The organism is Micromonospora sp. LZ34 (assembly GCF_052981855.1).
Window position 1 is genome coordinate 141978 of record NZ_JBRIQN010000003.1, and the last position, 24079, is coordinate 166056.

Annotated in this window: 18 protein-coding genes; 9 read left to right on the forward strand and 9 right to left on the reverse strand. The window is 73.1% G+C overall.

From position 1 onward, the window contains the following. Window positions 1-259: 259 nt before the first annotated feature. Entirely contained in the window at window positions 260-1513 is a 1254-nt protein-coding gene (locus tag ACVCAH_RS05015) for an Imm1 family immunity protein (RefSeq protein WP_447134845.1), read from the forward strand. Window positions 1514-1678: 165 nt separating this feature from the next. On the opposite strand, the gene ACVCAH_RS05020 is transcribed toward ACVCAH_RS05015, so the two are convergent. Further along, complete coding sequence (locus ACVCAH_RS05020) at window positions 1679-2203, reverse strand: SMI1/KNR4 family protein (protein ID WP_447134846.1); 525 nt, start codon at window positions 2201-2203, stop codon at window positions 1679-1681. 217 nt (window positions 2204-2420) lie between these two features. Then, complete coding sequence (locus ACVCAH_RS05025) at window positions 2421-3047, reverse strand: hypothetical protein (RefSeq protein ID WP_447134847.1); 627 nt, start codon at window positions 3045-3047, stop codon at window positions 2421-2423. A gap of 141 nt (window positions 3048-3188) precedes the next feature. On the opposite strand from ACVCAH_RS05025, the gene ACVCAH_RS05030 reads away from it, so the two are divergent. Then, window positions 3189-3476: a DUF1905 domain-containing protein gene (locus ACVCAH_RS05030; protein WP_447134848.1), complete on the forward strand. Its 288-nt coding sequence runs from the start codon at window positions 3189-3191 to the stop codon at window positions 3474-3476. Window positions 3477-3491: 15 nt separating this feature from the next. Here ACVCAH_RS05030 and ACVCAH_RS05035 read toward each other — a convergent pair whose 3' ends face one another. Continuing rightward, window positions 3492-4256: a DinB family protein gene (locus ACVCAH_RS05035; protein WP_447134849.1), complete on the reverse strand. Its 765-nt coding sequence runs from the start codon at window positions 4254-4256 to the stop codon at window positions 3492-3494. A gap of 138 nt (window positions 4257-4394) precedes the next feature. On the opposite strand from ACVCAH_RS05035, the gene ACVCAH_RS05040 reads away from it, so the two are divergent. Continuing rightward, complete coding sequence (locus ACVCAH_RS05040) at window positions 4395-5288, forward strand: SdrD B-like domain-containing protein (protein ID WP_447134850.1); 894 nt, start codon at window positions 4395-4397, stop codon at window positions 5286-5288. Window positions 5289-5433: 145 nt separating this feature from the next. On the opposite strand, the gene ACVCAH_RS05045 is transcribed toward ACVCAH_RS05040, so the two are convergent. Together ACVCAH_RS05045 and ACVCAH_RS05050 are read right to left on the reverse strand one after the other, a co-directional pair. Further along, window positions 5434-5922: a GNAT family N-acetyltransferase gene (locus ACVCAH_RS05045; protein WP_447134851.1), complete on the reverse strand. Its 489-nt coding sequence runs from the start codon at window positions 5920-5922 to the stop codon at window positions 5434-5436. Window positions 5923-6006: 84 nt separating this feature from the next. Then, window positions 6007-8412: a glycoside hydrolase family 65 protein gene (locus ACVCAH_RS05050; RefSeq protein ID WP_447134852.1), complete on the reverse strand. Its 2406-nt coding sequence runs from the start codon at window positions 8410-8412 to the stop codon at window positions 6007-6009. A gap of 170 nt (window positions 8413-8582) precedes the next feature. Here ACVCAH_RS05050 and ACVCAH_RS05055 point away from each other — a divergent pair, with 170 nt between their 5' ends. From ACVCAH_RS05055 to ACVCAH_RS05070, 4 genes are all read left to right on the forward strand, one after another. Continuing rightward, window positions 8583-9218 carry a phosphatase PAP2 family protein gene (locus ACVCAH_RS05055; protein WP_447134853.1) on the forward strand — a complete coding sequence of 212 codons (636 nt, stop codon included), beginning with the start codon at window positions 8583-8585 and terminating at the stop codon, window positions 9216-9218. Between the two features lie 66 nt (window positions 9219-9284). After that, window positions 9285-12098 (forward strand): BTAD domain-containing putative transcriptional regulator, encoded by a 2814-nt coding sequence (locus ACVCAH_RS05060; protein WP_447134854.1) that lies wholly within the window; start codon window positions 9285-9287, stop codon window positions 12096-12098. A 113-nt stretch (window positions 12099-12211) separates the two neighbouring features. Then, on the forward strand, window positions 12212-12736 hold the full coding sequence (locus ACVCAH_RS05065; RefSeq protein ID WP_447134855.1) for a sigma-70 family RNA polymerase sigma factor: 525 nt from the start codon (window positions 12212-12214) through the stop codon (window positions 12734-12736). A gap of 118 nt (window positions 12737-12854) precedes the next feature. Then, window positions 12855-15737 carry an AfsR/SARP family transcriptional regulator gene (locus ACVCAH_RS05070; RefSeq protein ID WP_447134856.1) on the forward strand — a complete coding sequence of 961 codons (2883 nt, stop codon included), beginning with the start codon at window positions 12855-12857 and terminating at the stop codon, window positions 15735-15737. Between the two features lie 42 nt (window positions 15738-15779). On the opposite strand, the gene ACVCAH_RS05075 is transcribed toward ACVCAH_RS05070, so the two are convergent. Together ACVCAH_RS05075 and ACVCAH_RS05080 are read right to left on the reverse strand one after the other, a co-directional pair. Then, window positions 15780-19115, reverse strand: a complete 3336-nt coding sequence (locus tag ACVCAH_RS05075) for a S8 family serine peptidase (protein ID WP_447134857.1) — start codon at window positions 19113-19115, stop codon at window positions 15780-15782. 186 nt (window positions 19116-19301) lie between these two features. Further along, on the reverse strand, window positions 19302-20012 hold the full coding sequence (locus tag ACVCAH_RS05080) for a prepilin peptidase (protein WP_447135041.1): 711 nt from the start codon (window positions 20010-20012) through the stop codon (window positions 19302-19304). A gap of 779 nt (window positions 20013-20791) precedes the next feature. Between ACVCAH_RS05080 and ACVCAH_RS05085 the strand changes: the two genes are divergently transcribed. Together ACVCAH_RS05085 and ACVCAH_RS05090 are read left to right on the forward strand one after the other, a co-directional pair. Beyond that, entirely contained in the window at window positions 20792-21331 is a 540-nt protein-coding gene (locus ACVCAH_RS05085; RefSeq protein ID WP_447135042.1) for a hypothetical protein, read from the forward strand. Further along, window positions 21325-22290 carry a hypothetical protein gene (locus ACVCAH_RS05090; protein ID WP_447134858.1) on the forward strand — a complete coding sequence of 322 codons (966 nt, stop codon included), beginning with the start codon at window positions 21325-21327 and terminating at the stop codon, window positions 22288-22290. Before ACVCAH_RS05085 ends, ACVCAH_RS05090 begins: the two co-directional genes overlap by 7 nt. 195 nt (window positions 22291-22485) lie before the next feature. Here the strand turns inward: ACVCAH_RS05090 and ACVCAH_RS05095 are convergent, their stop codons facing one another. Both ACVCAH_RS05095 and bluB read right to left on the reverse strand, forming a co-directional pair. After that, window positions 22486-23337: a Rieske 2Fe-2S domain-containing protein gene (locus ACVCAH_RS05095; protein ID WP_447134859.1), complete on the reverse strand. Its 852-nt coding sequence runs from the start codon at window positions 23335-23337 to the stop codon at window positions 22486-22488. 104 nt (window positions 23338-23441) lie between these two features. Beyond that, entirely contained in the window at window positions 23442-24077 is a 636-nt protein-coding gene (bluB, locus tag ACVCAH_RS05100; RefSeq protein ID WP_447135043.1) for a 5,6-dimethylbenzimidazole synthase, read from the reverse strand. Window positions 24078-24079: the final 2 nt, after the last annotated feature.

The following is a 24079-nucleotide window of genomic DNA, read 5'->3' on the forward strand; positions in this document are numbered from 1 at the left end:
GGTCACAATTCCGCCCACGGCGGCCGTCGCACCGCCGGGTAGGGCCGGTCACCGCCGGCCGTGGTGGGATGCGGCGCGGAGTGTGCGGGCCGGCGTTTGCCGGCAGGCCAGGACCTGCCCAGGGCATACGGGCCGGATGCCTACCACGGCCTCAACGCGTAGCCATCCGACGCCGTCTCCAGCCAGAGATGGTGATCTAATCGCGCAGCGCGGGTATAAGTGATCATGACCACGCGATGACAACAGGACGTAGGTAGGAGTGGACAGGTTCGAGAACCAGATCAAGGCAGCACAGCGCGGTAGTGAGGGTCGGGTCGAGGCGGCACGCCGTAGTGGTGCCTCCTCGTTGGATCTGAGTGGGCTCTCGTTGGGAACTCTGCCGGACTCGCTGGGTGACTTGACCGCCCTCACCCGGCTGGATCTGGCCGGTAACCGGCTTACTGCCTTGCCGGAATGGCTGGGCAACCTGACCGCCCTCACCCAGCTGAACCTGACTGCCAACCAGCTCACCATGCTGCCGGAATGGCTGGGCAACCTGACCGCCCTCACCCGGCTGGACCTGGGCGGTAATCAGCTGTCGGCGCTGCCGGAGTCGCTGAGTGGGTTGACCGCCCTCACCGAGCTATTCGTGTGGGGTAACCGGCTCACTGTGTTACCGGAGTCGCTGGGTGACTTGACGGCCCTCACCGACCTGTTCGTGGGCGGTAACCGGCTCACTGTACTACCGGAGTCGCTGGGTGACCTCACCTCCCTCGCCCGGCTGGGCCTTTCCGGTAACCAGCTGGCGGCGCTGCCGGAGTCGCTGGGTAACCTGACCGCCCTCACCTGGCTGGACCTGGCCAACAACCGGCTCACTGCGTTGCCGAAATGGCTGGGTAACCTCACCGCCCTCACCCGGCTAGACCTGACCGAAAACCAGCTCACTGTGCTGCCGGAGTCGCTGGGTGACCTGGCCGCCCTCACACAACTGTTCCTGACCGCCAACCAGCTCACCGTGCTGCCGGAGTCGCTGGGTAACCTCACCGCCCTCACCCGGCTAGACCTGGCCGGTAACCAGCTCACTGTGCTGCCGGAATGGCTAGGCAACCCCACTGCTAACAGGCATCCGATGAACGGATCTCTGCAGGCCTGGATCGACGACACCCGCACCGCCGTGGCCAGCGCCGCCCACCTGGACGACCTCCTTGACCGCGTACGGCGCAGCGGCGTCTCGCTGACCAGCGAAGACGGGGTGCGAACCCTGTTCATCAGCCTTGATGGGGACCAATCCGCACTGGTATGGGAGGACGAGTGCGAGGGCGAGATCATGCTCAGCTGGGGACCAGTACCGGCTGGCGCTCCAGCAGGCCAGACAGCCGGCGACGCCGAATACGCGTTCTCCGACCCATGGTTCACCGCCCCGGACGCCGAACCGCCCGTCGACCTCACCGAGGAACAGGCCCGTCAAGCAGGGCACGAATTCCTGCGCACCGGCCGGCGCCCCGCAAACGTCCAATGGGTCGACAAGCCGTAGGGTTCCCCGAGAAATAGCACGCGGAGCTTCGTGAATGTTGCTTGAAACCCACAAGACGGGCACAACTGACGCCCACAAGGGCTGTCAACCGATGTAAGGCAACGAGGGACCTCGCCCAGGTCAGCGCGGCGATCCGGGTCGCTCAGCTGCCTGCCTTCACTCTGGCTATCGGCACATCGATTCGATCAGCGCCTCAAAGCCGGGGAACTCTTCTCGCGCCGCGGCGATGACCTCACCCGCCGACATGCGATGCGACGGTGCCCACCGTTCGGCGATCTCCATGACGCGCGGATCCGTACGGGGCTCATGCTCGTGATTGGGGTACTCCGTCGCCTCCCATGGACCGAAGCCGTCGGCGAGGAGCCACAGGTAGGCCCACAGGTTCTGCGCTACGACTCCCGTTTCGCCCTCCGAACCGAGGAACACCACCGGTTGCTGCTCAATTGGCTCACCAGGACGCACCAGCCAGAAGGCGGCGAGGCCACCGGTGCCGTCCTGCCCGAAGACCCGGAACTCGGATCCGTCAACCTCCGCGTTTCCCGTCCAGGCTCGCGACCACTCGGCTGTCTCACCGGCGTCGAGAAAGTCGGGGTACGGCTCGAAGTCAACGCCGGCACCGCCCCTGTAGTCGAAGCCGACCTCATGAGCTTCGGACAGCGGAGTCGGCAAGGTGCGACGACCATCTTCCACGGCAGCACCCTAGCGAGGGGGTCCGACGCGACCGGCCTAGCGTGGACAGGGCTGGGTCCGTCACCGGACCAGCACGGCGCCGAGCCGCTTGAGCGCGTCACGGGCGAGAACACCATCTCGGCGACGTCAGCGCAGCCTCGGCCAGTTCGTCTGGCGTCATCAGCCGAACCAACGCGACGTTTGGCGAAGTCCAGCCGCAGGTGCCTGTCGGTTTGATCTATGGACCAGCCGGGCGATCAGCGATCTGCAGCAAGCGTGCAACCTTCAGCAGGTCCAGGGTGCGGAAGTACGCCGGCTGGTCGTCGTACCAGAGGTTGGTGCCCACGCGTCGCCGCAGCTCGGCGGCGCTGTCGGCGAGCGTGCGCCGTTGGTCCGGTGAGAGCGAGCCATTCGAGGCCAGTGCCGCATCGAGGCAGCCGCGGATCATCTCGGCGACGGGGTCGCGCTCACTCAGCAGCTTGGCAGGGCGTTCACGTCGCCAGAACTTCAGCGCGTGCAGTGCAGCCTGGTCTGGTGCCCCATACCAGTGCTCGGGGACGTTGCTGGGGTTCCGCTCGCCGGGGCGAGGGCTCCGTTGCCCACGACGCTTGGCCTGCCGGCGGGTTGCGGCGTACGCGCGCACATCGGCGTGCCAACCAGCACGACTGGCCATCAGGGCATCGAGCGCCCGTAGCAGGGCCGCCTCGTCACGGTCGTAGCCGCCCGCGATCTCCTTCAGGAAGCTCAGGGTCGCGTGAAAGCCGATGGGCCGGTACAGCTGCACGCATGAGCGCAGCGCGGACACTCGCCGTCCATATGGCAGCGATGGATCCCGCACTTTGCGCGCGTACGCACTGAAGCTCACCGAGCGAGGCTAGCGGTCAGCGTCACGCTGGGCGGTCTTCGCTTCAGTGCGGTAGCTGTGCAGGGCGTCGGGCGGCCGTCTCGCACTCACCACCGATCCTGGCAGTCTCCGAGCCCCGCCCAGCACTCGTATCCTGCCGTGGTGGACCTGGAGTTCAGCGGGGAGATCTGGTTCTGGCGCGGCCCGGCGCCCTGGCACTTCGTCACCGTGCCGGACGAGCAGTGCGCCGCCCTGGAGGCGACCTCCACGCAGGTGAGCTACGGCTGGGGCATGATCCCGGTGACCGCCCGGATCGGAGTGAGCGAATGGAAGACCGCCCTGTGGCCCAAGGACGGCCGGTACATCGTGCCCGTGAAGACGAAGGTACGGAAGGCCGAGGACCTCGAGGTGGGCGACACCGTGACGGTGCGGTTGACCGTCGACGCCTGACCGAGAGACAGCAGGCTACGGCTGGCGCGCCTCGATCACCGCGAGGTCGCGCACCGCGAAGCGGCGGTGTTCGCAGTGTTCCTCCAGCACCACCCGGAGGCATTCGCCGACCGGGTGCGACTCCACGCCCCACTCGGGGGTCGGCGCGGCGGTGCGGATCTCCGCCAACTCGGCGTCGGTGACCGCCGCGACGACCTCGCGCACCCGCGCCCTGCGGTCGGCGTACAGCGCCACCACCTCGGCGTATGACGGGCGGGCGTCGAGGTCGAGCCCCAGCTCCACGGCGGCGGCCGCGGAGCAGTCCGTGGGCGGCAGGCCGAGCCGGTGGTAGGGCTTCGGCTCGTCACGGATCATCCGGCCCACCCACACGTCGACGGCGAAGACGAGGTGGCGCAGCGTCTCGACGAAGGACCACTCGTCGTCGACCCGCTCGTGGCGCGCCGCCTCGGGCAGCCGCTCGGCCCGGACGAGGGTGTCGGACCAGAGGCGTTCGACGGTGTCCCACATCGCGCGGTAGTCGTCGGCCGTCCGCACCGCTCGCAGTTGCACCCGCTCCGGGTGCCGCCGGTCGAGCTCGGCCGCCACGTACGCGGTGACGTCGACGTCGTCGACGACCACCCGGCCGCTGCCGACGTGCCGGGACACCCGGAGGTCGGCGACCAGCGAGGCGACGATCCGGACCCCGGTGAGGTCGCAGTCGCGGAACGTCGCGCCGGCGAGGTCCACGCTCCGGAACCCCGCACCTCGGAAATCGTCGGTGTCGGTGTACTCCGCTGCCATCGCGCCATTGTGTCCGAGGGGTCGGACATCGAAAGGCGTGTAACGCAGCGGGCATCGAGAGCGCCGGAGGGACGGAGGAGTTGATCTCCACATCGGCCGCACCTCCCGGCGCGGCCGATCCTGCGACGTGAGGACGCCATGCGATCCCCTTCCCGCTCCATCCGACGTACCTTCGCCACCTCGCTCTCCGCCCTCGCCCTGGTCGGGGCCTCGGGGGCGCTGCTTCCGGCCGACGCGGTGGCGGCCGGACGCGCCCAGCCCGACCTGTTCGTCAACCTGATGCTGACCGACCAGCTGAACCCGGCGGAGGGCGAGACCTTCCACACCCAGATCGACGTCCGCAACGGCGGCACCGGCGAATCGGCCCCGATCAGCGTCACCGTGTCGGTGCCGGCGGGGATGCGCACGACCAGCCTCACGCCCGGCGACAGCGGCTGGGACTGCACGGTGACCAGCGAGACGAGCTACACCTGCACCTACCCCGCCCTGGCGCCCGGCTGGGCGCGGCGCCTCTCGGTGCCGTTCGTGGTGGCCGGCGCCGAGCCGGGTTCCCGGCCGGCGATCACCGCGGCGATCGCCCCGCAGCGCAAGGAGATCAGCACCGAGAACAACACCGAATCGGTGACCGTGGCGATCTCCGGTACCTGCGTGGTGCGCGGCGTGGTCTGGCACGACCTGGACCGGGACGGGCAGCGCGACGAGGGTGAGCCGGGGATCGCCCCCGGCCCGGACGGCGTGCTCAGCGTGCGGGTCGGCGCGCGGCAGGGTCAGACCACCGGCGGGGGCTACGCCACCGTCAACCCGGACGGCACCTGGTCGCTCACCACCCGTACCGAGCTGCTCTACCTGGTCTGGCTGGAGGCGGCCGGCACGTACGGCCGTACGGCCTCGGACGTGGGCGACGACGCCACCGACTCGGACATGGTGACCACCTACCAGTCCGACCCGATCCTGCTCACCTCCAGCGCCGAGTTCCACGCGACGCACGGCGGCGAGTACGTGGTCGACGCCGGCCTGGTCACCCGTAGCTGACCGGACCACGACACGGAACGGCCCCGGCGGAAGCGCCGGGGCCGTTCCCATGGCCCTCAGCTCAGGCTCGACGGCAGGGCGTGGTCGGGTGCGGCAGCGGATGTCCGGCGGGGTCGTCGCCGGTTGACCGCCGGGTGGTCGCCGGTCAGTCGGCGGCGGTCAGCTCGCGGACGTGCCGCAGCCCGGGGCGGCCGCCGAGCACCACCTCACCGGCCGGGGTGAACCCGGTACGCCGGAGCACCGCGAGCGAGCCGGCGTTGTCCAGCGTGGCCGAGGCGACCAGCCGGCGCAGGCCGTACTCGTCGCGGGCCAGCTCGCAGACGCGGCGGACACCCTCGGTCGCCACGCCCCGCCCGGCGACCCGCTCGGCCACCCGGTAGCCCAGCTCGGCCTCGCCGTCGGCGACGTCGACCAGGTTGAACCGGCCGAGCACCTCACCGTCGTCGACCAGGACGTGGAAGTGGCACCGGCCGGTGGCCTGCTCGGCGAGGAGCGCGGCGTGCCGGGCCGCGAACCGCGCGAAGTAGTCGTCGCCCCGGTCCGGCACCGAGCGCGCGAACCACTCCCGGTTCTCCCGCTCGAACCGCAGCACCGCCGCGGCGTGCCGCTCGCCCAGCCGCTCAAGATCAGCCACCGCGCCACCCTACCGGCCACCCGCCCGCCACGCCCCCGGGTTCCGCACCCCGCTGCCGGGCACCGGGCTGCCCGCCGAGCGGGGTCAGCGCTCGCCGGCGGAGCGGCGGGTGGGGCGACGACCGGGAGGCGAGGGGGGTTCCGGCCCGGGGTCGGGAACCGGCGGCATCGGGCGGGCCACCGGCGAACCGCCGGTGACGCGGAGCCGCTCGCCGTGGTGCCACAGCTCCACCGCGGTCCGCGGGTCGGCGTCCGGCAACTCGTAGCGGGCCTCGTCCCGGGTGAGGGTGACCCGGAGCCGCTGGCCGCGCCAGCGCAGGTGGAACGCCAGCCGGTGGATCGCCGCCGGCAGCCGCGGGTCGAAGGAGAGCACGCCACGGTCGTCGCGCAGCCCGCCGAAGCCCTGCACCAGCGCCAGCCACGCCCCGGCCAGCGACGCCAGGTGCAGCCCGTCACCGGTCTTGTCGCCCAGGTCGGCGAGGTCCTGCAACGCCGACTCGGCGAACAGGTCGTACGCCAGATCGAGGTGCCCGACCTCGGCGGCGAGCACCGCCTGCGGGGAGGCCGACAGCGACGAGTCCCGGACCGTGCGGGCCTCGTAGTAGGCGACGTTGCGGGCCTTCTCGTCGGCGGTGAAGTCGCCCGGGCAGCGCTGCATGGCCAGCACCAGGTCGGCCTGCTTGACCACCTGCCGGCGGTAGAGCTCCAGGTAGGGGAAGTGCAGCAGCAGCGGGTAGTCGTCGTCGGAGGTATTCGCGAAGTCCCACTCCGGCTGTTCGGTGAAGCCGGCCGACTGCTGGTGCACCCCGCGCTTGCGGTCGTACGGGACGAAGACCGCGTCGGCGGCGGCCCGCCAGCCGGCCACCTCGGCCGGGTCGACGCCGAGCCGGGCGGCCGGCCCGGGGTGCCGCTCCACGGCGTCGGCGGCGCCGCGCAGGTTGCGCCGGGCCATCAGGTTGGTGAAGACGTTGTCGTCGACCAGGGCGGAGTACTCGTCCGGGCCGGTCACGCCGTGCAGGTGGAAGGTGCCGGTGTCGGACCAGTGGCCGAAGCCGTGCCACAGCCGGGCCGTCTCCACCAGCAGTTCCAGCCCGGTCTCGGCGAGGAACTCCTCGTCGCCGGTGGCCGCGACGTAGCGCAGCACCGCGTCGGCGATGTCGGCGTTGACGTGCAGCCCGGCGGTGCCGGCGGGCCAGTAGCCGGAGCACTCCCGGCCGCCGATGGTGCGCCACGGGAAGGTCGCCCCGGTCAGCCGCAGCTCCGCGGCCCGCTCCCGGGCCTCGGCCAGGTGGGCGTGCCGCCAGCGCAGCGCCGACCGGGCCAGCTGCGGAGCCAGGTACGTCAGCACCGGCAGCACGTAGCCCTCGGTGTCCCAGAGCACGTGCCCGTCGTAGCCGTTGCCGGTCAGCCCCTTCGCCGGGATGGTCCGGTCGCCGTCCGGCCGGCCGGCCTGGATCAGGTGGAAGACGGCGAACCGGATCGCCTGCTGCAACTCGGCGTCGCCGTCGAGCTGCACGTCGGCCACCTGCCAGGCGGCGTCGAGCGCCGCGCGCTGGCCGGCGAGCAGAGCGTCGAAGCCGTCCGCGCGGGCCGCGTCCGCCTCCCGGACGACCAGGTCGGCCAGTTCCTCCGGCGGGGTGGCGGCCACCCGCGCGCACTCGTACGCGGCGAACTTGACCAGCCGGGCCCGCTCGCCGGGGTGCAGCGTGCCGGTCAGCGTCAGGCGCAGCCGGTCCGGGCCGCGGTCGACGCCCGAGCCGAACCCGTCCGGCGTGTCGACCCGGTGGGCCACCGCGACGGCGACCCGCTGCCCGCTGCGTTCGGTGCGGTGCACCAGCACCCCGTCGTAACCGGCGCAGCGGCGGTACTCGGCGGTCAGCGGGTCGGTGATGACCGCCGCGGCCCGGGGGTCGTCGGAGCGCTCCGGTACCCGTTCGTTGGCCAGCAGGTCGGAGACGATCCGCACCTCGACCGCGGCATCCAGCGGTTCGACCTCCCAGCGCACCGCGGCCACCGGGCGCCGGGGCAGCGACACCAGCCGGGTGCTGCGGATGCGGACGCCGTGGCCGGCCGGCGAGATCCACTCGGTGTGCCGCTCGACCGTCCCGGCCCGCAGGTCCAGCACCCGCTCGTGGCTGCGCAGCGTGCCGGTGCGGACGTCCAGCGGTTCGTCGCCGACCCAGAGCCGGATCAGCGCGGCGTTGGGCGCGCTGACCACCGTGTCGCTGAGCTGCGGGAAGCCGTACCCGTCCTCGGGGTAGCCGATCTCGCGTTCCTCGTAGAAGCCGTTGAGGTAGCTGCCCGGCATGCCGTACGGCTCGCCCTCGTCGAGGTTGCCGCGCCAGCCCACCCAGCCGTTGCCGAGCGCGAAGATCGACTCGGTCTCGGCGAGCCGGTGCAGGTCCGCCTCGGTACGCCGGACCCGCCAGCTCTCGTCGTCCCCCGCCGCGGGCCCGGCCGGCGGTCGATCGGCGGTGGGGGTGTGCTGCACAGCGCCTCCCTGGATCGAGGTACCGACATCCATCGAAGCAGACCCGGCTGTGAGGTCACTGAGACGAAGGTCAGGGAGACGTCCCGACCATCGCACACTGCGGTGACCGTCGAGGTGTTCCAACCTCGTCTGCGCGGTAAACCCGGTATGAACAGTTGGTGAGGTGAGTCATGGTTGAGACCAGCACGCCGGATGTTCCGGAGATCAGCGTCGACTGGTACCAGAACATCGTCGACTTCGCTGCGGACACCCCGCAACCGGTGCAGTGGTTCGCCGGGCACTTCACCGAGGGGGCGATCCTGCTGCTCGGCGCGCTGCTGCTGGCGGCGGCGGTCGCCCGGCACCGTGGCGGGCCCCGGGACCGGGCGGTGGCGCTGCTCGCGCCGCTGTCGGTGGTGCTGGCGTACGGGTGCAGCGAGGGGCTGAAGTCGGTGGTGGACCAGGAGCGCCCCTGCCGGGCCCTGGCCGACGTGGTGATCGTGGCGAGCAGTTGCCCGCCGACCGGCGACTGGTCGTTTCCCAGCAACCACTCCACCATCGCGGGGGCGCTGGCCGCGGTCACGCTGCTGCTGTCCCGCCGGCTCGGGCTGATCGCGCTGCCGTTGGCGGCCCTGGCCGCCTTCTCGCGCACCTTCGTCGGCGTGCACTACCCGCACGACGTGGTCGCCGGCGCACTGCTCGGCGCGCTGGTGGCGACGGTGGTCACGATCGTGCTCGCCCCGCCGGGCGGCGACCTGCTGCGCCGCTGGTCCCGGCACGCCGAGCGTCCGGTCGCCGACGCCCTGGGCCGCCCGGCCCGCCGCTGACCGGTCGCGCCCCTGGCCCCCTGGTCGGAAGCTCCGCGCGGCTGGTCGGCGGTTACCGTTGCCGCTGTGCGGGCGGAGGCGGGCGAGACGATCGGCTTCTCGGTGCTCGGGTCGATCAGGGTCGTCCGCGCCGGCGCCGAACTGCGGCTGGGCGCCCGCCAGCAGCGCCTGGTGCTCGCGTTGCTGCTGGTCCGGGCCGGTTCGTCGGTGTCCCTGGCCGAGCTGGTCGACCTGCTCTGGGACGAGGAGGCCCCGGCCAGCGCCGCGAACGTCGTGCACCGGCACGTCGGGGTGCTCCGGCGGCTGCTCGAGCCCGGCCTGCCCACCCGGTCGGCGGGCCGGCACATCCTCCGGGAACTCTCCGGCTATCGGCTGCGCGCCGACGAGGACTCCCTCGACCTGCTGAAGTTCCGGTCGCTGACCCGGCTGGCGAGCCGGAGCCTGCAGGACGGCGACCCGGAGTCGGCGCTGCGGCATTCCCTCGACGGGCTGCGGCTGTGGCGCGGCCGGTGCGCCGCGGGCCTGGAACCGGCCTCCCGCCTGCATCCCGCGTTCCTCGCCGTGGAGGCCGAACGCGCCGAGGCCGTGCGCGAGGCCGCCGACGCCGCCGAGCGCTGCGGCCGGCTGAGCTCGGTGCTGGCGCCGTTGCGGCAGGCCGCCGAGCAGCACCCGCTCGACGAGTCGCTGCAGAGCCGGTTGCTGCTGGCGCTCGCCGCCGACGGTCGCCAGGCGGAAGCCGTCCAGATGTACCGGGTGGTGCGCCGCCGGCTCGCCGACGACCTGGGCATCGATCCGGGCGAGGAGCTGCGGGAGGCGTACGACCGGCTGCTGCACCAGCGCACCCAGCCGGCGCGTACCGAGTCGCCGTCGCCCCTCCCCCGGCCCGCGCAGCTACCGCCGGACCTGCCCTTCTTCAGCGGCCGGGACGACCTCATCGCCGAGGCCCGCGCGGCGGTCGCGCGCCCGGGCGGGCCGGCGGTGCTCGCGATCGACGGCATGCCCGGAATCGGCAAGACCGCCCTCGCCGTCCACCTCGCCCACGGGTTCGCCGCCGACTACCCGGACGGCCAGCTCTATGTCGACCTGCGCGGATACGACGGGCGGGAGCCGGCGATGAGCCCGACCGAGGCGCTGCGCGGCTTCCTCGGCTCGCTCGGGGTGCCCCAGCAGGGCATACCCGCCGAGCTGCACGCCCAGGCGGGCCTGTACCGCAGCAGCCTTGCCGGCCGACGCCTGCTGATCGTGCTCGACAACTGTCGGGACACCGAGCAGATCCGGCACCTGCTGCCGGGCAGCCCCGGCTGTCTGGTGATCGTCACCAGCCGCAGCCGGCTCAGCACGCTGCTGACCACGGCCGGCGCCCACCCGTTGCCGGTCGGCCTACCGAGCGTCGACGAGGCCCGCGCGGCGCTCCTGCGGCCGCTCGGCGCCGGCCGGGTTGCGGCGGACCCGGCCGCGGTCGACGCCATCATCGCCAGCTGCGGGCGGCTGCCGCTCGCGCTGGCCGTGGTGGCCGCCCGCGCGGCGAGCCTGCCCGGGACCCCACCGGCGCAGATCGCCGCCGAGCTGGCCCGAGCGCCCGGGAGCCTGGACGGCTTCGACGGCGACGACCCGCAGACCGGCCTGCGGGCCGGCTTCTCCTGGTCCTACCGGGCGCTCTCCGCCCCGGCCGCCCGGCTCTTCCGGCTGCTGCCGATCCATCCCGGCCCGGACATCTCGATCGCCGGGGCGGCGGGCCTGGCCGGCGTCCCGCTGCGGACCGCGCGGGCGCTGACCGGCGAGCTGAGCCGCGCGCACCTGATCAGCGAGGACCTGCCGGGTCGCTACCGCACCCACGACCTGCTGATGGCCTATGCCACCGAACTCGGCGAGGAGAACGACAGCCCGGCCGAGCGCGCCGCCGCGGAGCTGCGTTGCCTGCAGTTCTACCGGGCGACCTGTTATCAGGCGCACCGGCGGGTGCTGGCCTCCGAGCACCACCCGATGATCGAACCGGGGCCCGGCGAGACGCCGCTGCGCTTCGCCGGCCACGGCGACGCCATGCGCTGGTTCACCGCCGAGCGGCAGGTCCTGATCGCCCTGGTCGGCCGGGCCGCCCGGCAGGGCCGGCACACCGACGCCTGGCAGCTCGCCCTGGGCATGCAGCACTTCTTCGACCGCAGCGGCCGGTGGGTCGACTGGACGACGACCGGCGAGGTGGCTCTCGATGCCGCCCGGGCGGGCGGCGACCTGGTCGGGCAGGCCCGGATGCACCGCAGCCTGGCCGGGGCGGCCTACTTCCGGCACGAGCACGAGACCGCGGTCGGGCATCTCGACCAGGCGCTCGAGCTGCTCGCCCGGCTCGGCCTGCACGACGAGATGACCCGGGCCGGGATCAACCGGGCGATGATCCTGGCCGCCCAGGGGCGACATGAGGATGTCGTCCGGACGCTCTGCGCGGCGCTGGAGCCACGGGCGGCCGGAGACGACAGACTGCGCGCGGACGCCCTGGTGATCATGGCCGCGAGCAACGCCGAACTGGGCCGGGAGGAAGAGGCCGTGCGCTGCGCCGAGCAGGCGATGGCGCTGTCGCGCGGCGCGCGGTACAGGCTGGGTGTCGCCGAGGCGTGGGAGGTGCTCGGCCAGGTGCATTCCGCCCGCCGGGAGCCCGGCAAGGCAGTCGAGTGCTGGCGCGAGGCGGCCGACGCCTACCAGGAGGCCTCGGCGCCGGCGCCGGCCGCGGAGGTGCTGGCGCTGCTCGGCGACGCCCAAGCCGCCGCCGGCGACCAGGACGCCGCGGTGCGGGCATGGCAGGAGGCGCTGGCCCTGATCCCCTACGCGCAGACCCGGACCGGCCGGCGGCTGGCCGGCCTGCTCGCGGCGGTCACGTCGCGTCCGTGACCGGTTGCGATCGGCGACGGCACTCGATTCGCACTTGCACGTCAGTCCATTCGCATCGACCGTCCCTAGGCTCGTGACGCACTCACCGTTGCTCCTGCCTGTGGGGGTGAACCGTGCTCCGGGCATCCGACGAATCACCGGCCGGCCGGGCCGAGCGCATGACCGCGCTGCATGCGGACCACGCCCGTGCCGTGCTGCGTCTCCTGCTCCTGCTGACCCACGGCCAGCGGCAGACCGCCGAGGATCTGCTCCAGGAGACGATGCTGCGGGCCTGGCGGCACCTCGACTCGGTGCCGGCCGAGCCCGATGCCGCCCGTCGGTGGCTGCTCACCGTCGCCCGGCGGCTCGTCATCGATGGCGTCCGGCTGCGGCGGGGCCGCCCGGCCGAGGTCCATCTCGTCGACATGACCTGGATTCCCGCTGCTGACGACACCACCGGCACCGCCCTGGCCTCGTACGCCATCCGGCGCGCGCTCGGCCGGCTGAGCCCGGCGCAGCGCAGTCTGCTCTCCGAGGTCTATCTGGTCGGCCGGTCGCCGGAAGAGGTCGCGGGCCGGCTGGGAGTACCGATCGGCACGGTGAAGTCCCGGACCCACTATGCGCTGCGCGCCCTGCGGACCGGCCTCAAGGCGGCCTGAGCAGGCACGACTCCGGCGGCCGGCGATCCGGCCGCTGAGTCGAAGCTCACAGCCGCAACGCGCGCCCGTGTCTCGGCGGGCCCTGCCATGCTGTGGCGATCGTGGCAACAAACTCTCCATGGATCGCGTCCAGATGACCAGCCCGCTCTCTTTCGCCGTTCTCGGCCCGGTGCGGGCCTGGCGCGGCCAGTCCGAGATCGACCTGGGCACCCGGCAGCAGCGGCTGATCCTGGCGTTGCTGCTCACCCGGGCCGGCGGCGCGGTCAGCGTCGCCGAACTCGTCGACCTGCTCTGGGATTCCGACCCCCCACCCAGCGCGGTCAATGTGGTGCACCGGCATGTCGGGATGCTCCGGCGGCGCTTCGAGCCGGGCCTGCCGACCCGGGCGGCGGGCTCGGTGCTGATCCGCGACGGCGCCGAATACCGGCTACGGATCGACGGGGAGTCGCTCGACCTGCTACGTTTCCGGCGCCTGGTCGCCCAGGCCGGTGCCAGCTCCGGCGAGCCGGCCGTCGAGCTCTACCGGGAGGCGCTGGGGCTGTGGCGCGACCGGTGCGCCTCGGGCCTGCAGGCCGGCGGCCGGTCCCATCCTGAGTTCGTTGCCGTCGACTGCGAGCGGTTCGCGGCCGTCCGGGCAGCGACCGACGCCGCCTTGCAGGCCGGTCGCGTCCACGCGGTGCTGCCCGCGATCCGGCTTGCCGCCGAGTACGAGCCGCTGGACGAGGCACTGCAGGCGCGGCTGCTGCTCGCGCTCGCCGCGGACGGCCGGCGGGCCGAGGCCCTGGCGGCCTATGCCGACATCGAGCACCGGCTCGCCGACGAACTCGGCATCCTGCCGGGCGGCGAGCTACGCGCGGCCCGGGACAGCCTGCTCGACCTCGACGCCCCGGCTGACGGCTCCAGGTCGCGGCACGGCGTCAGACCGGCCTTCATTCGGCCCGGAGCACCGCCCAGCGGCGCGGAGGCCGAATCATGGCCGTCAGCCGAGCTGGAGTTGTCGCAGCCCACCCGGGCCGAACCGCTGGCGCAGCTGCCGGCCGACCACCCCTACTTCACCGGCCGCCGCGCGATCGTGGCCGCCGCGGAGGAGCTGCTGGCCGGAGACCCGCGGACCACCGCCCTGGTGATCGACGGAATGCCCGGCGTGGGGAAGACCACCCTCGCGGTGCACCTGGCCCACCAGCTGGCCGCCCGCTACCCCGATGGGCAGTTGCACGCCGACCTGCGCGGTTTCGACTCCGGCGACTCGGTGATGACACCGGCGGAGGCGCTGCGTGGCTTCCTGCGGTCGCTCGGGGTCGCGCCGGCCGCCATCCCGGCCGAGCTGCACGCCCAGGCCGGCCTCTACCGCAGCATCCTGGCCGAGCGCCGGATGCTGATCCTGCTCGACAACTGCCGCGGCTGGGACCAGATCCGGCACCTGCTGCCCGGCACCGGCGGCAGTCTCGTCATCGCCACCAGCCGCCGCCGGATCACCGGTGTGGCCGGCCCGGCGGGTGCCTACCCGCTGCACCTCGACCTGCTGACCGACGCCGAGGCCCGCGAACTGCTCACCCGCTGGCTCGGCGACGCGGCGGCCGCCGACCCGGCCGCCGTTGACGAGATCATCGCGCGGTGCGGCCGGCTGCCGCTGGCCCTGGCGCTGGTCGCCACCCGCAGCGTCGGCCGGCCCGGGCTCAGCCTGCCCGCGGTCGCCGGTGAGCTGGCCGAGGCCGACGGCCGGCTGGCCGGCTTCGGGGACGCACACGCCGATCTGGAGGCGATCTTCTCCTGGTCCTACCGGGCCCTGACTCCCGAGGCGGCCCGGCTCTTCCGGCTGCTGCCCCTGCACCCGGCCGGGGAGCTGAGCACGGAAGCGGCGGCCGCCCTGGGCGGCCTGTCCCTGCGCTCCGCCCGCTGCCTGCTCGCCGAGCTCGGGGCGCAGCTGCTGGTCCAGCCCGGCGACGGCCGGTGGCGGATGCATGATCTGCTGCGCGCCTACGCCGTGGAGCTCGGGGAGGAACACGACGACGCGGCGGAGCGGGACGCTGCCATCGAGCGGGTCCACGACTACTACCAGCTCAGTGCGTACGCGGCGCATCTGCCCTTGCAGCCGCAGGTGCCGCTGCCGGAGCCGGAGCCGTCCGAGCGCGGGGTGACCGGGCGCGGCTTCACCGGTAGGGCCGACGCGATGGCCTGGTTCGCCGCCGAGCAGCGGGTGCTGACCGACATCGTCGCGCGGGCCGAGGAGCGCGGCCGGCCGCGCACGGCCTGGCAGATCGCGCTGGCCCTGCAGAACTTCTTCCAGGACACCGCGCAGTTCAAGCAGTGGGCGACAGCGGTGAGCACCGCCCTCGCCGCGACCGGGGACGACGACGTCACCGCCCGGGCCCTGCTGCACCGCAGCCTCGCCGGCGCCTGCTACTTCCTGGCCGATCTCGACCGCGGGCTGTCGCATCTGCAGCACGCCCGGGCGCTCTTCGACCGGCTCGGCCGGCGCACCGAGCAGGGCCACGTGGAGAACAACATCGCCGAGATCCGGCTGGCCCAGCGGCGCTACCACGAGGCGATCCGGCATGCCGAGGCCGCGCGGGCGCTCCTCTTCGCCGAGGGCAACGTGCGAGGCGCCACCAATGCCCTGCTGATCATCGCCCGGGCCCAGGGCTGGCTCGGCCGGCACGCCGAGGCGCTGGGCATGTTCGTCGAGGCGTGGCGGCAGTTCGAGGCCCTCGGCGACCTGCACGGGCTGGGCACGACCCAGGCCTGGCTGGCGCACACGTACTCGATGATCGACGACCTGCCGCACGCGATGGCGACCTGGCAGCAGGCGATCGCCACTTTCCGCGACGCCCGCGCCCCCCACCACACCGCGGAGGTCCTGGTCTCCATCGGCGACTTCCACTCCGCCAACGGCGACCCGATCCTGGCCGGGCAGGCGTGGAGCGAGGCCCTCGCCGAACTCGACGGGACGGACTCCCCGATGACCCGACGGATCCGCGACCGGCTGCTCTGGCACCGGTGACCCGGACGCGGCGGCGGTGGGCGCCGCGTCCGGGGCCCACCGTCAGTACCGGTAGGCGCGGATGATGGTCTGCTTGACCGTGTTACCGCTGGTGTCCGTGGCGGCGGCCCGCAGCGAGACGAAGCCGGTGCCGGCCGGGTTGTACACCCGGACGACCGCCTTCTCGCCGGACCGCTGCACGGTCAGCTGCTGCCAGGTCTTGCCGTCGTCGAAGGACGCGTCGACGGTCAAGCTGCTGGTCTGGCCCGGCGCCGCCCCGACCTGACGGTCGAGCGAGATCGGGATCTCGAACAGCCGGTTGGCCGGCGCCCGGTTGTTGATGTTGAGCTCCGGAGTGAACCGGATCGCCGTCATCGGCAGCTTCACCAGTTCGCCGTCGCTCACGTGCTCGGACTTGAAGGTCCACTCCGCGTCGACCACGGTCGACAGGGTGAACGCCGGGTCGCTGCGGAAGGTCGCGGCCAGCCGGTAGTCACCCGTCTCCGCCGGTACGTTCCACACCCAGGGCGTCTCGTTCGCGTCGCCGATCTTGACCCCGTTGCGGTAGAGGTCCACCTGCACGCTGCCGCCGACGGTGTGCCGGAAGCCCATGTGCCCGGCGCCGTCGCCGTGCAGCGGCCCCGGCCCGCCGATCAGGTCGCCCCAGTAGCGGGTGGCGAACTGCTGGCCGAAGTTCGGCTCCGGGAAGACCGGCCCGGCCACCGCGTTGGCCCACTTCACGTTGTACGTGCGCCCGGGCTGGAAGCTGGTCCACGGCGACTCGTAGTACGTGTACCTCAGCTGAGCCGAGGTCGACTTCCACACCGCCTGCTTGTCCTGGTTGTAGTACTCCGTGATGGTGCTCGGCACGTCGTAGCTGAAGCTCGGCGGGATGTTGCGCTCGTCGCGGTAGATCGGCGAGTTGCCGGGCGCGTGCGCGACCGCGGTCCGCGCAACGGGCACGTCGGCCACGTCCGCGCTGATCTGGGAGCGGACCGTGGCGAAGTCGTCCCCGCGCAGCTTGCGGGTGAGCCCGGTCATCATCTTCTCCGGCTCGTAGAGGTAGACCCGGTAGGCGTACGGGCTGTTGTGCAGGCTGCCCTGGCGCACCTGGCCCCACATCCCGTTGACGTAGGAGACAAAGCCGGCCGTCTCGCCGGCCCCGATCTGCGCCGTTCGCAGGTGGTCGAAGGGGATGCCCATCAGCACGCCGAACGGGTCGTTGCTGCCCCAGATCTGCGGCTGCTCGATCCGGATCGTCCAGCCGAACTCCTGATGAACCGCGGTGGCCTTCGGGTTCGGCACCGACACCGCGATCGGCTTCGCCAGGCGGGCGTCCATGGTGAGCGCCTGGTCCGTGGTCAGGTCGAGGCTCGGGCGCATCAGCGAAGCGACGTGCGGGAGGTACGGGTCGCCGGTCAACAGGTAGGTCTGGACCGTGTAACGGCCCGGACGGATCCGGTGCTTGGTGACCACGGGGTTGTCGAAGACCAGGATGCCGTTCCGGTCCAGGTCGGTCAGGATGGTCACCCAGCCCTGCTCGGGCGTGGGCGCTCCGCCGTCCGGCCCGACGAGCTTGAGGGTCAGCTCGCTGCGGGCGATGTCGAGCGCGACCGGGGTCTGCACCTGCACGCCGCCGCCGGTGGCGGTCACCTCACCGCCGAAGTAGCGGTCGGGCAGGTCGGCGCCGGCCTGCACGCTGACGGTCACGGTGGCCGTGCCGCCGGCCGGGACCGTCACCGAGGAGGCGCTGAGGCTGAACAGGCCGGCCGGCGCCGGGGCGCCGTCGGCGTCCTTGGCGTCGAGGGACACAGCCAGGGTGAGGGCGGAGGAGCCGCTGTTCGCGTACGTGATCGTGCGCTGCTGCGCGGTGGCTGTCCGCTCGAAGGCGACGCTGACCGGGCTCGCCGTGACGGTCTGCTCGATCGCCCGGCCGACGTTGAGGAAGCCCGCACCCTGCTCGTAGACGCCGATGGCGGCGTTCGGTTGGGCGGCTGCCATCAGCGTGGACTTGATCCGCTCAGGCGTCCAGTCCGGGTGCTGCTGGGCCAGGATCGCCGCCGCGCCGGCCGCGTGCGGCGTGGCCATCGAGGTGCCGTTGAGGCTGGTGTACTGCGGGTTCTCGTAGTACGGCTCCAGGCCGGAGGTCGAGCTGCGGGCGGCGAGGATGCCGACGCCGGGCGCGGTGAGGTCCGGCTTGATGCCGGCGTCGCCCGTGCGCGGGCCACGGCTCGAGAACGAGGCCAGCCAGCCCGTCTTGGTCACGGCGCCCACGGTCAGCGCCTCGGTCACGCTGCCGGGCGAGTTCACCGTGGACTCGCCGGCCTCGCCGCTGTTGCCCGCGGCTACGACGAAGAGCACGCCGTAGCGGTGGGTGAGGTCGGCCACGGCCGCCTCGATCGGGTCGGTCTCCGGGCTGTCCGGTCCGCCGAGGCTCATGTTGGCGACCTTGACGCCCTGCTCCGCCGCCCAGGTCATGCCGGCCAGGATCGCCGACTCCGGGCAGCCCTCCTCCATGCAGACCTTGGCGCTGTAGAGGGTCGCGTCGGGCGCCATGCCCTTGTAGCGGCCCTGCGACGCGGCCGCGGTGCCGGCGATGGTGGAGGCGACGTGGGTGCCGTGGCCGACCCGGTCGAGGGGGTCCGGGTCGGCGGTGAAGTTCTCCGCCGCGGCGACGCGGCCGGCCAGGTCGGGGTGGGTCTGGTCGACGCCGGTGTCGATCACGCCGACCTTCACCCCCGCTCCCGTCCAGCCGGCCTGCCAGGCCTGCGGCGCGCCGGTCAGCGGGACGCTGACGTCGAGGGTCGGCTGGCGCAGCCCGTCGAGCCAGACCTTGTCGAGCCCGGCCCGCAGTTGCCGCTCGGTGCCGCTCCCGGCGGAGGTGACGTTGTTCCAGAAGGACACCGCGTCCGCGCGGCTCTCCGCGACAGCGCTCGCCCCGGAGAGCTTCCGGGTGATCCGGGCGCCGGTGAGGCCGGCGGGGGCGCCGCTGCGGTGCTGGACGATGAGCGGCAGGGTGGCCCGGGTGTCGTCGTCGTAGCCGAAGTCGACCAGCTTCGAGATGTCGAAGAGCCGCGCGTCGAGCTTGCCGCGGTTGAGCAGGCCGACGGCGTCCGCGGGGATGACCCGCACGTCTTTGCCGGCGCTGTGGGTGATGAACGGGATCTTCTCCCGTCCCTTGCCCGGCACGACGTCGACAGTCGTCTGGCCGTTCACGGTGCTGAGGTGGACGGTGTCGCCGGTGAGCAGAGTGACCGCCCGGGGCTTGGCCGCGACCGGGGGTGTGGTCGCCGGCTTGGTGGACCGGGGCTGCGCCGATGCCGGCACACCGCCCGGAGCCACCGCCGAGACGCCCAGCACCAGCAGTGCCAGCGCCGATAACTTACGAACTGAACGCATCATTCTCCCTGGATGAACGCGAGAGGTATCCGAGGGCTCCGGACGTGACGGGAAGGTGAAAGTTCATCTGATGTGACCTGGGTCACTCGCGCTGAACCGGTGCGGCGCCCCGCACGTCTGGACCGCCGAACCCCCGTCCGCACATCTGCGTACGGCCCGCGCGAGCGGGCCGATGCCCGCAAATCGCTACAACCGGGCCAGGAGCAGGGCGCCGGCGGTGCCGAGCACCAGGTACGGGCCGAACGGGAGATGGCTGGACCAGCGCACCCGGCGGGCGATCAGCAGCCCCAGCGCGACCAGCCCGGAGGTGGTGACGGCGAGCAGCAGCCCGACCACCGGCAGCGCCCCGTCGTACCAGCCGAGGAGGGCGCCGGCGCCCAGCGCCAGCTTGGCGTCGCCGAGGCCGAAGCCCCGGTGACCGAGCAGCAGCGTGCTGGCCGCGAAGAAGGCCGCCAGCCCGAGCCCGGCGGCGGTGGCCCGCAGCCAGGGCGCCGGACCGGCCCCGGCCAGCGCGGCCACCCCGAGCAGTAGCCACGTCCCGGCCGCGGCCGGCCAGGTGAGCCGGTCCGGCAGCCGGTGCACCGCCAGGTCCACGAAGACCAGCGGCACCGCCCAACCCAACCACCAGGCGATGGCGGGCAGCACGGCCGGCGGCGGGGCGGCCAGCGCCAGCAGCGCCGCCGCCGCGAGCGCGGCCAGTTCCACGGCGCCGGGTGGTGGGCCGACCCGGGCTCCGCAGCCGCCGCACCGGGCGCGCGGGGCGAGCGCCGGCCACGGGCGGTCCAGCCCGATCGGGGCGGCGCAGCGGTCGCAGCCGGTCCGGTCGGGCTCGCCCGGCGGTACGGCGTACCGGATCGCGGCCAGCCGAAGAAGCGGAGTGAGCGCCAGCGCGGCCAGGCGGCCCGGCCGGTGGCGCGGGCGGACCTCCGGCGAGGTCGGGGCGAGGTCGGGCCCGCCGCCGGTCGCCCGGTCGAGCCCTTCGGCGGGCCCGGTCACCGCCGTCCCCGCCCCTCGCAATGGCGGCCGGGGAGACCCGTGGCGCGGTGCCGACCGGGGACGGGATGCGCGACGGCCGACACGGACGGTAGTGCCAGCCACCGGAGGGTGTGACGAGCGGCGGCGCGTCGCGGGCGCCCGGCGACACAGTCCGCGCCACGTGGGAAGTCCAGCTTCTGCATTGACGGGATTCCCAGCGAGAGGAAGTAGCGCCTGGCCAGGGCGGCGCGACCGGGGGACGGATCGGGCCAGATGCCGCGTCGGGCCCGCCCCGCTCCGGCGGCGACACGGGCCCGACGGGGCGTGGGAAACCCATCACCCGAACGCCGCAACGTGATCACGTTCCCTCGGCTGCGCTCTTCCCGCCGCCCGACGCCGTACACCCGTCGCCACCACCCGTCATCACGCTCGGTATTCGAATGAATTGCCTCTGTTGCATCGGCGGACGTCAGCCCATGCTCGCCCCTTGGGTGTGACGCAGCACACGTTCAACCGACAGGATGCTTTCTGGAACGTGCATTCGTAAGTAATCCATAACGGTAAATGCGGCTGGGTAATTCACGGCACCGGATCTGGCGGATCCGGCCGCGCTGCCGCATGCCCGGAGGTCACCGCGACGGCGGCTCCCAGGTCATCACCGAGGAGGCACGACGGTGCTAGGACGGCAGCTCAGCCGCTGGATGGCGGGCCTGCTCACGGTCGCGGCGGTCGGTTCGGCAACCGCCTGCGGAACCGAGCAGGGGACGGCCGGCTGGCCGGCCGGCGACCGGAAGGCGCCCGCTCCGGCGGAGCGGAAGGCAGAGGAACAGGCGGCGGAGAAAGCGGCGCTGGCCGCGTATTCCGGTTATCTCGACGCATCCCGTACGGCCAGCCGACGAAGCGATCCGCATTATCCGGGACTGTCCAGATTCCTCGCCGATCCACTGTTGACCCGGGTCCGGGTGGCCATTCGCGAGGCGAAGGAGCACGGCGCGATGCGTACCGGGACGCTGCGTTCGCAGCCGACGGTGACCTCGATCAACCTGGCGGCCGAGCCGGCCACCGTGGAGATCCAGGACTGCCTGGACGCGACCGGCTACCGGCTGGTCTACGCCCCGACCAACAAGGTCGTCCCCCGCACCGGCGGTGGCCGGCACCTGGCCACCGCCACCGCCACCCGCTATCCCGACGGCCGCTGGCTGATCAGCGCCGGCGCTGGCCACCAGGACCAGCCGTGCTGACCTGGGGAGGAAGGGCCGCCCCGGGCCGTGGTACCCGGCCCGGGGCGGCCCGCCGCGCGCTCGTCGGCGCCGGCCTGGCGCTGCTGCTGGCCGCCGGGGTCACCGTGCCGGCGGTCGCCGCGGGGCGGGCCGACCCGGGCGTCGAGTGCCCGCCCGGCCAGCCCGACTGCAGCGTCTGGGACGACGACCCGGGTACGCCCGGCGACCCGGGCGGTGGCGGCGACACCGGCGGGGGTGGCGACTCCGGCGGCGGAGGCGGCGGCACGTGCCAGTGGCACGGCCGGACCATTCCCTGCTACGACGACCTGCTCGGCTGGTTCAACAACGGTGACGGCTGCTACTACAAGCTCGCCCAGCCGCAACCGGCGAACACGCCGCCCGGCCAGCAGTGGTACGTGCGCACCTGCAACGGCGGCGACCTGGGTGACCAAACCACCGTGCTGCGGGACTCCCCGCCGCCCGGGTTCGGCGCGCCGCCGGATCCGGAGGAGTTGGCCCGGCGGGCACTCGCCTCCATCCGGCTGCTCCCGCCCCGGGTGGCGGTGGCACCCCGCAAGAGCAAGGGGCCGGGGCTGGTCGGCCTGCCGGTGTGGATGTGGGCCAGCCCGGGCGAGGACTACTTCGGCCCGCTGCACGCCGACGCGGAGGACCGCGGACTGACCGTCTTCATCGAGGCGAAGGTGGACCGGATCGTGTGGGACATGGGCAACGGCCGGAAGGTGACCTGCACCGGCCCCGGCACGGCGTACTCGGCCACCGGGCCCCGCGCCGGGAAGACCTCGCCGGACTGCGGCTACCACGCCGGCTACCCGAAGGCCGGCACGTACCGGGTCAGCGCCACCACGTACTGGACGGTGACCTGGCGCGGCGGCGCGGTCCTCGGCCTGCGCCGCCGCCCGGCCACCGTCCGCGCTGGTGAAATCCCGATCGGCCGGCACCGCCGCGACCAGCCCGGCTGACCGGAGCGGGCGATACCTTCCGACGACCGCTCCGCGCCCGCCCGGGCGACCATCCGCACGAACCTGATGACGTTCCGGCACATTTGTGCCGGAGCGTCATCACGCCCTGGGCGTTGCCTGGCTCGGGAGGTCCGGCGCGCAGGGGTCCGCCGGCTTCGCCGCTCTGGACCCGACCGGCGCCCCGCGTGCCACGGATCAGGGCAGCCGGGCCTCCAGCACGCCCTCGCGCACCCGGGTCGGCAGGATCTGCTGGTCGTTGCCGGACGGGCCGTGCACGACCTCGCCGCCGTTGAGCCGGAACGTGCTGCCGTGCCACGGGCAGACCACGCACTCGTGCCCGTCGACGACCTGCACCTCGCCCTGGCCGAGCGGGCCACTCTGGTGCGGGCAGCGCTCCAGCATCACCGTCACGTCGTCGCCGTGCCGGTAGAGGATCACCGACACGTCGTCGATCTCCCGGGTGAGCAGTTGCCGCTGCGGCAGGGCCGCCATGTCACCCAGCGGGTGCCAACCGCCGCTCATCCGGTGCAGCTCGGAGATGCTCTGGTTGACCTGCGCACCCTGCTTGTACGCCAGGTGCCCGCCGATGTAGGCGCCCATGCTCGCCGCGCTGAGCCCCATCATGCCGAGGGCCCGGCCGAGCCCGTGCCGGCCGCGGAGACGCGCGCTCACCGAGCCGGCGTAGAACATCAGCGCGACGCTGTTCGACGCGGCGTGCACCAGGCCGACCCGGCGCTGGTCGGGGGCGAGTGCCGCCCAGTCGTTGAGGCCGGCGACCGCCGCCGGCAGGGCGCTCACCGTGCCCACCGCGGTCAGCGTGGTGGCCGCCCGCTGCTGCCCGGGCAGCACGTCCAGGATGGCCGCGCTGATCCACGCACCCACCGGCACCTGCACCATCGCGGGGTGCAGCGGGTGGCCCAGCCAGACGCCGTGCAACAGGTCGCGAACCCGCTGCGGGCGCAGGGTCGCCTGGACTGCGCGCTGCAACCGGTCACCGACCCGGTCCAGCCGGGTGTTCTGCTCGATCTTCGTCAACAGTGCTCGCACCCGTACCGACTTCCCGGCGTTCGCGGTCGCAAACCGGTCGCCGGTGACGGATCCGCAGCGGCGCGTGACGACCGGGCGCCGCTGCGGATCCGGCGGCGGTGGGGTCAGCCGGCCGGGGCGGCCCAGCGGTCGTGGTGGATCGCGTCGGCCAGCGGGCGCTTCCGCCGCCAGCCGTGCCGGGCCAGGTCGGGCACGGACTCGAGGTGGGTGACCGGGCCGAGGCAGAGCCAGGCCACCGGCCGGATGCCGGCCGGGATGCCGAGCAGGTCCGCCAGCCACGGCTCCCGGTAGAAGGACACCCACCCGACGCCGAGCCCCTCGGCCGTGGCGGCCAGCCAGAGGTTCTGGATGGCCAGGCAGACCGAGTAGAGCCCGGTGTCGGCGATGGCGTGCCGGCCCAGCACGGCCGGCCCACCCCGGGCCGGGTCGTAGGTCACCACGATCGACAGGGTCGACTCCAGCACCCCGTCGATCTTGATGCGGGCGAAGGTCTCGGCCGCCGCGCCGTCCAGCGTGGCGGCGAACGTCTCGCGCTCGGTGCGTACGTGGTCGTGGAAGCGCCGCCGCAGCTCGGGGTCGCGGACCACGACGAAGTCCCAGGGCTGGGAGTAACCGACGCTCGGCGCGGCGTGCGCCGCGGTGAGGATCCGGTGCAGGACCTCCTCGGGCACCGGCGCGCCGGTGAACTGGGCACGCACGTCCCGGCGGCGGTGGATGACGTCGTACAGCTCGGTGTTCAGGG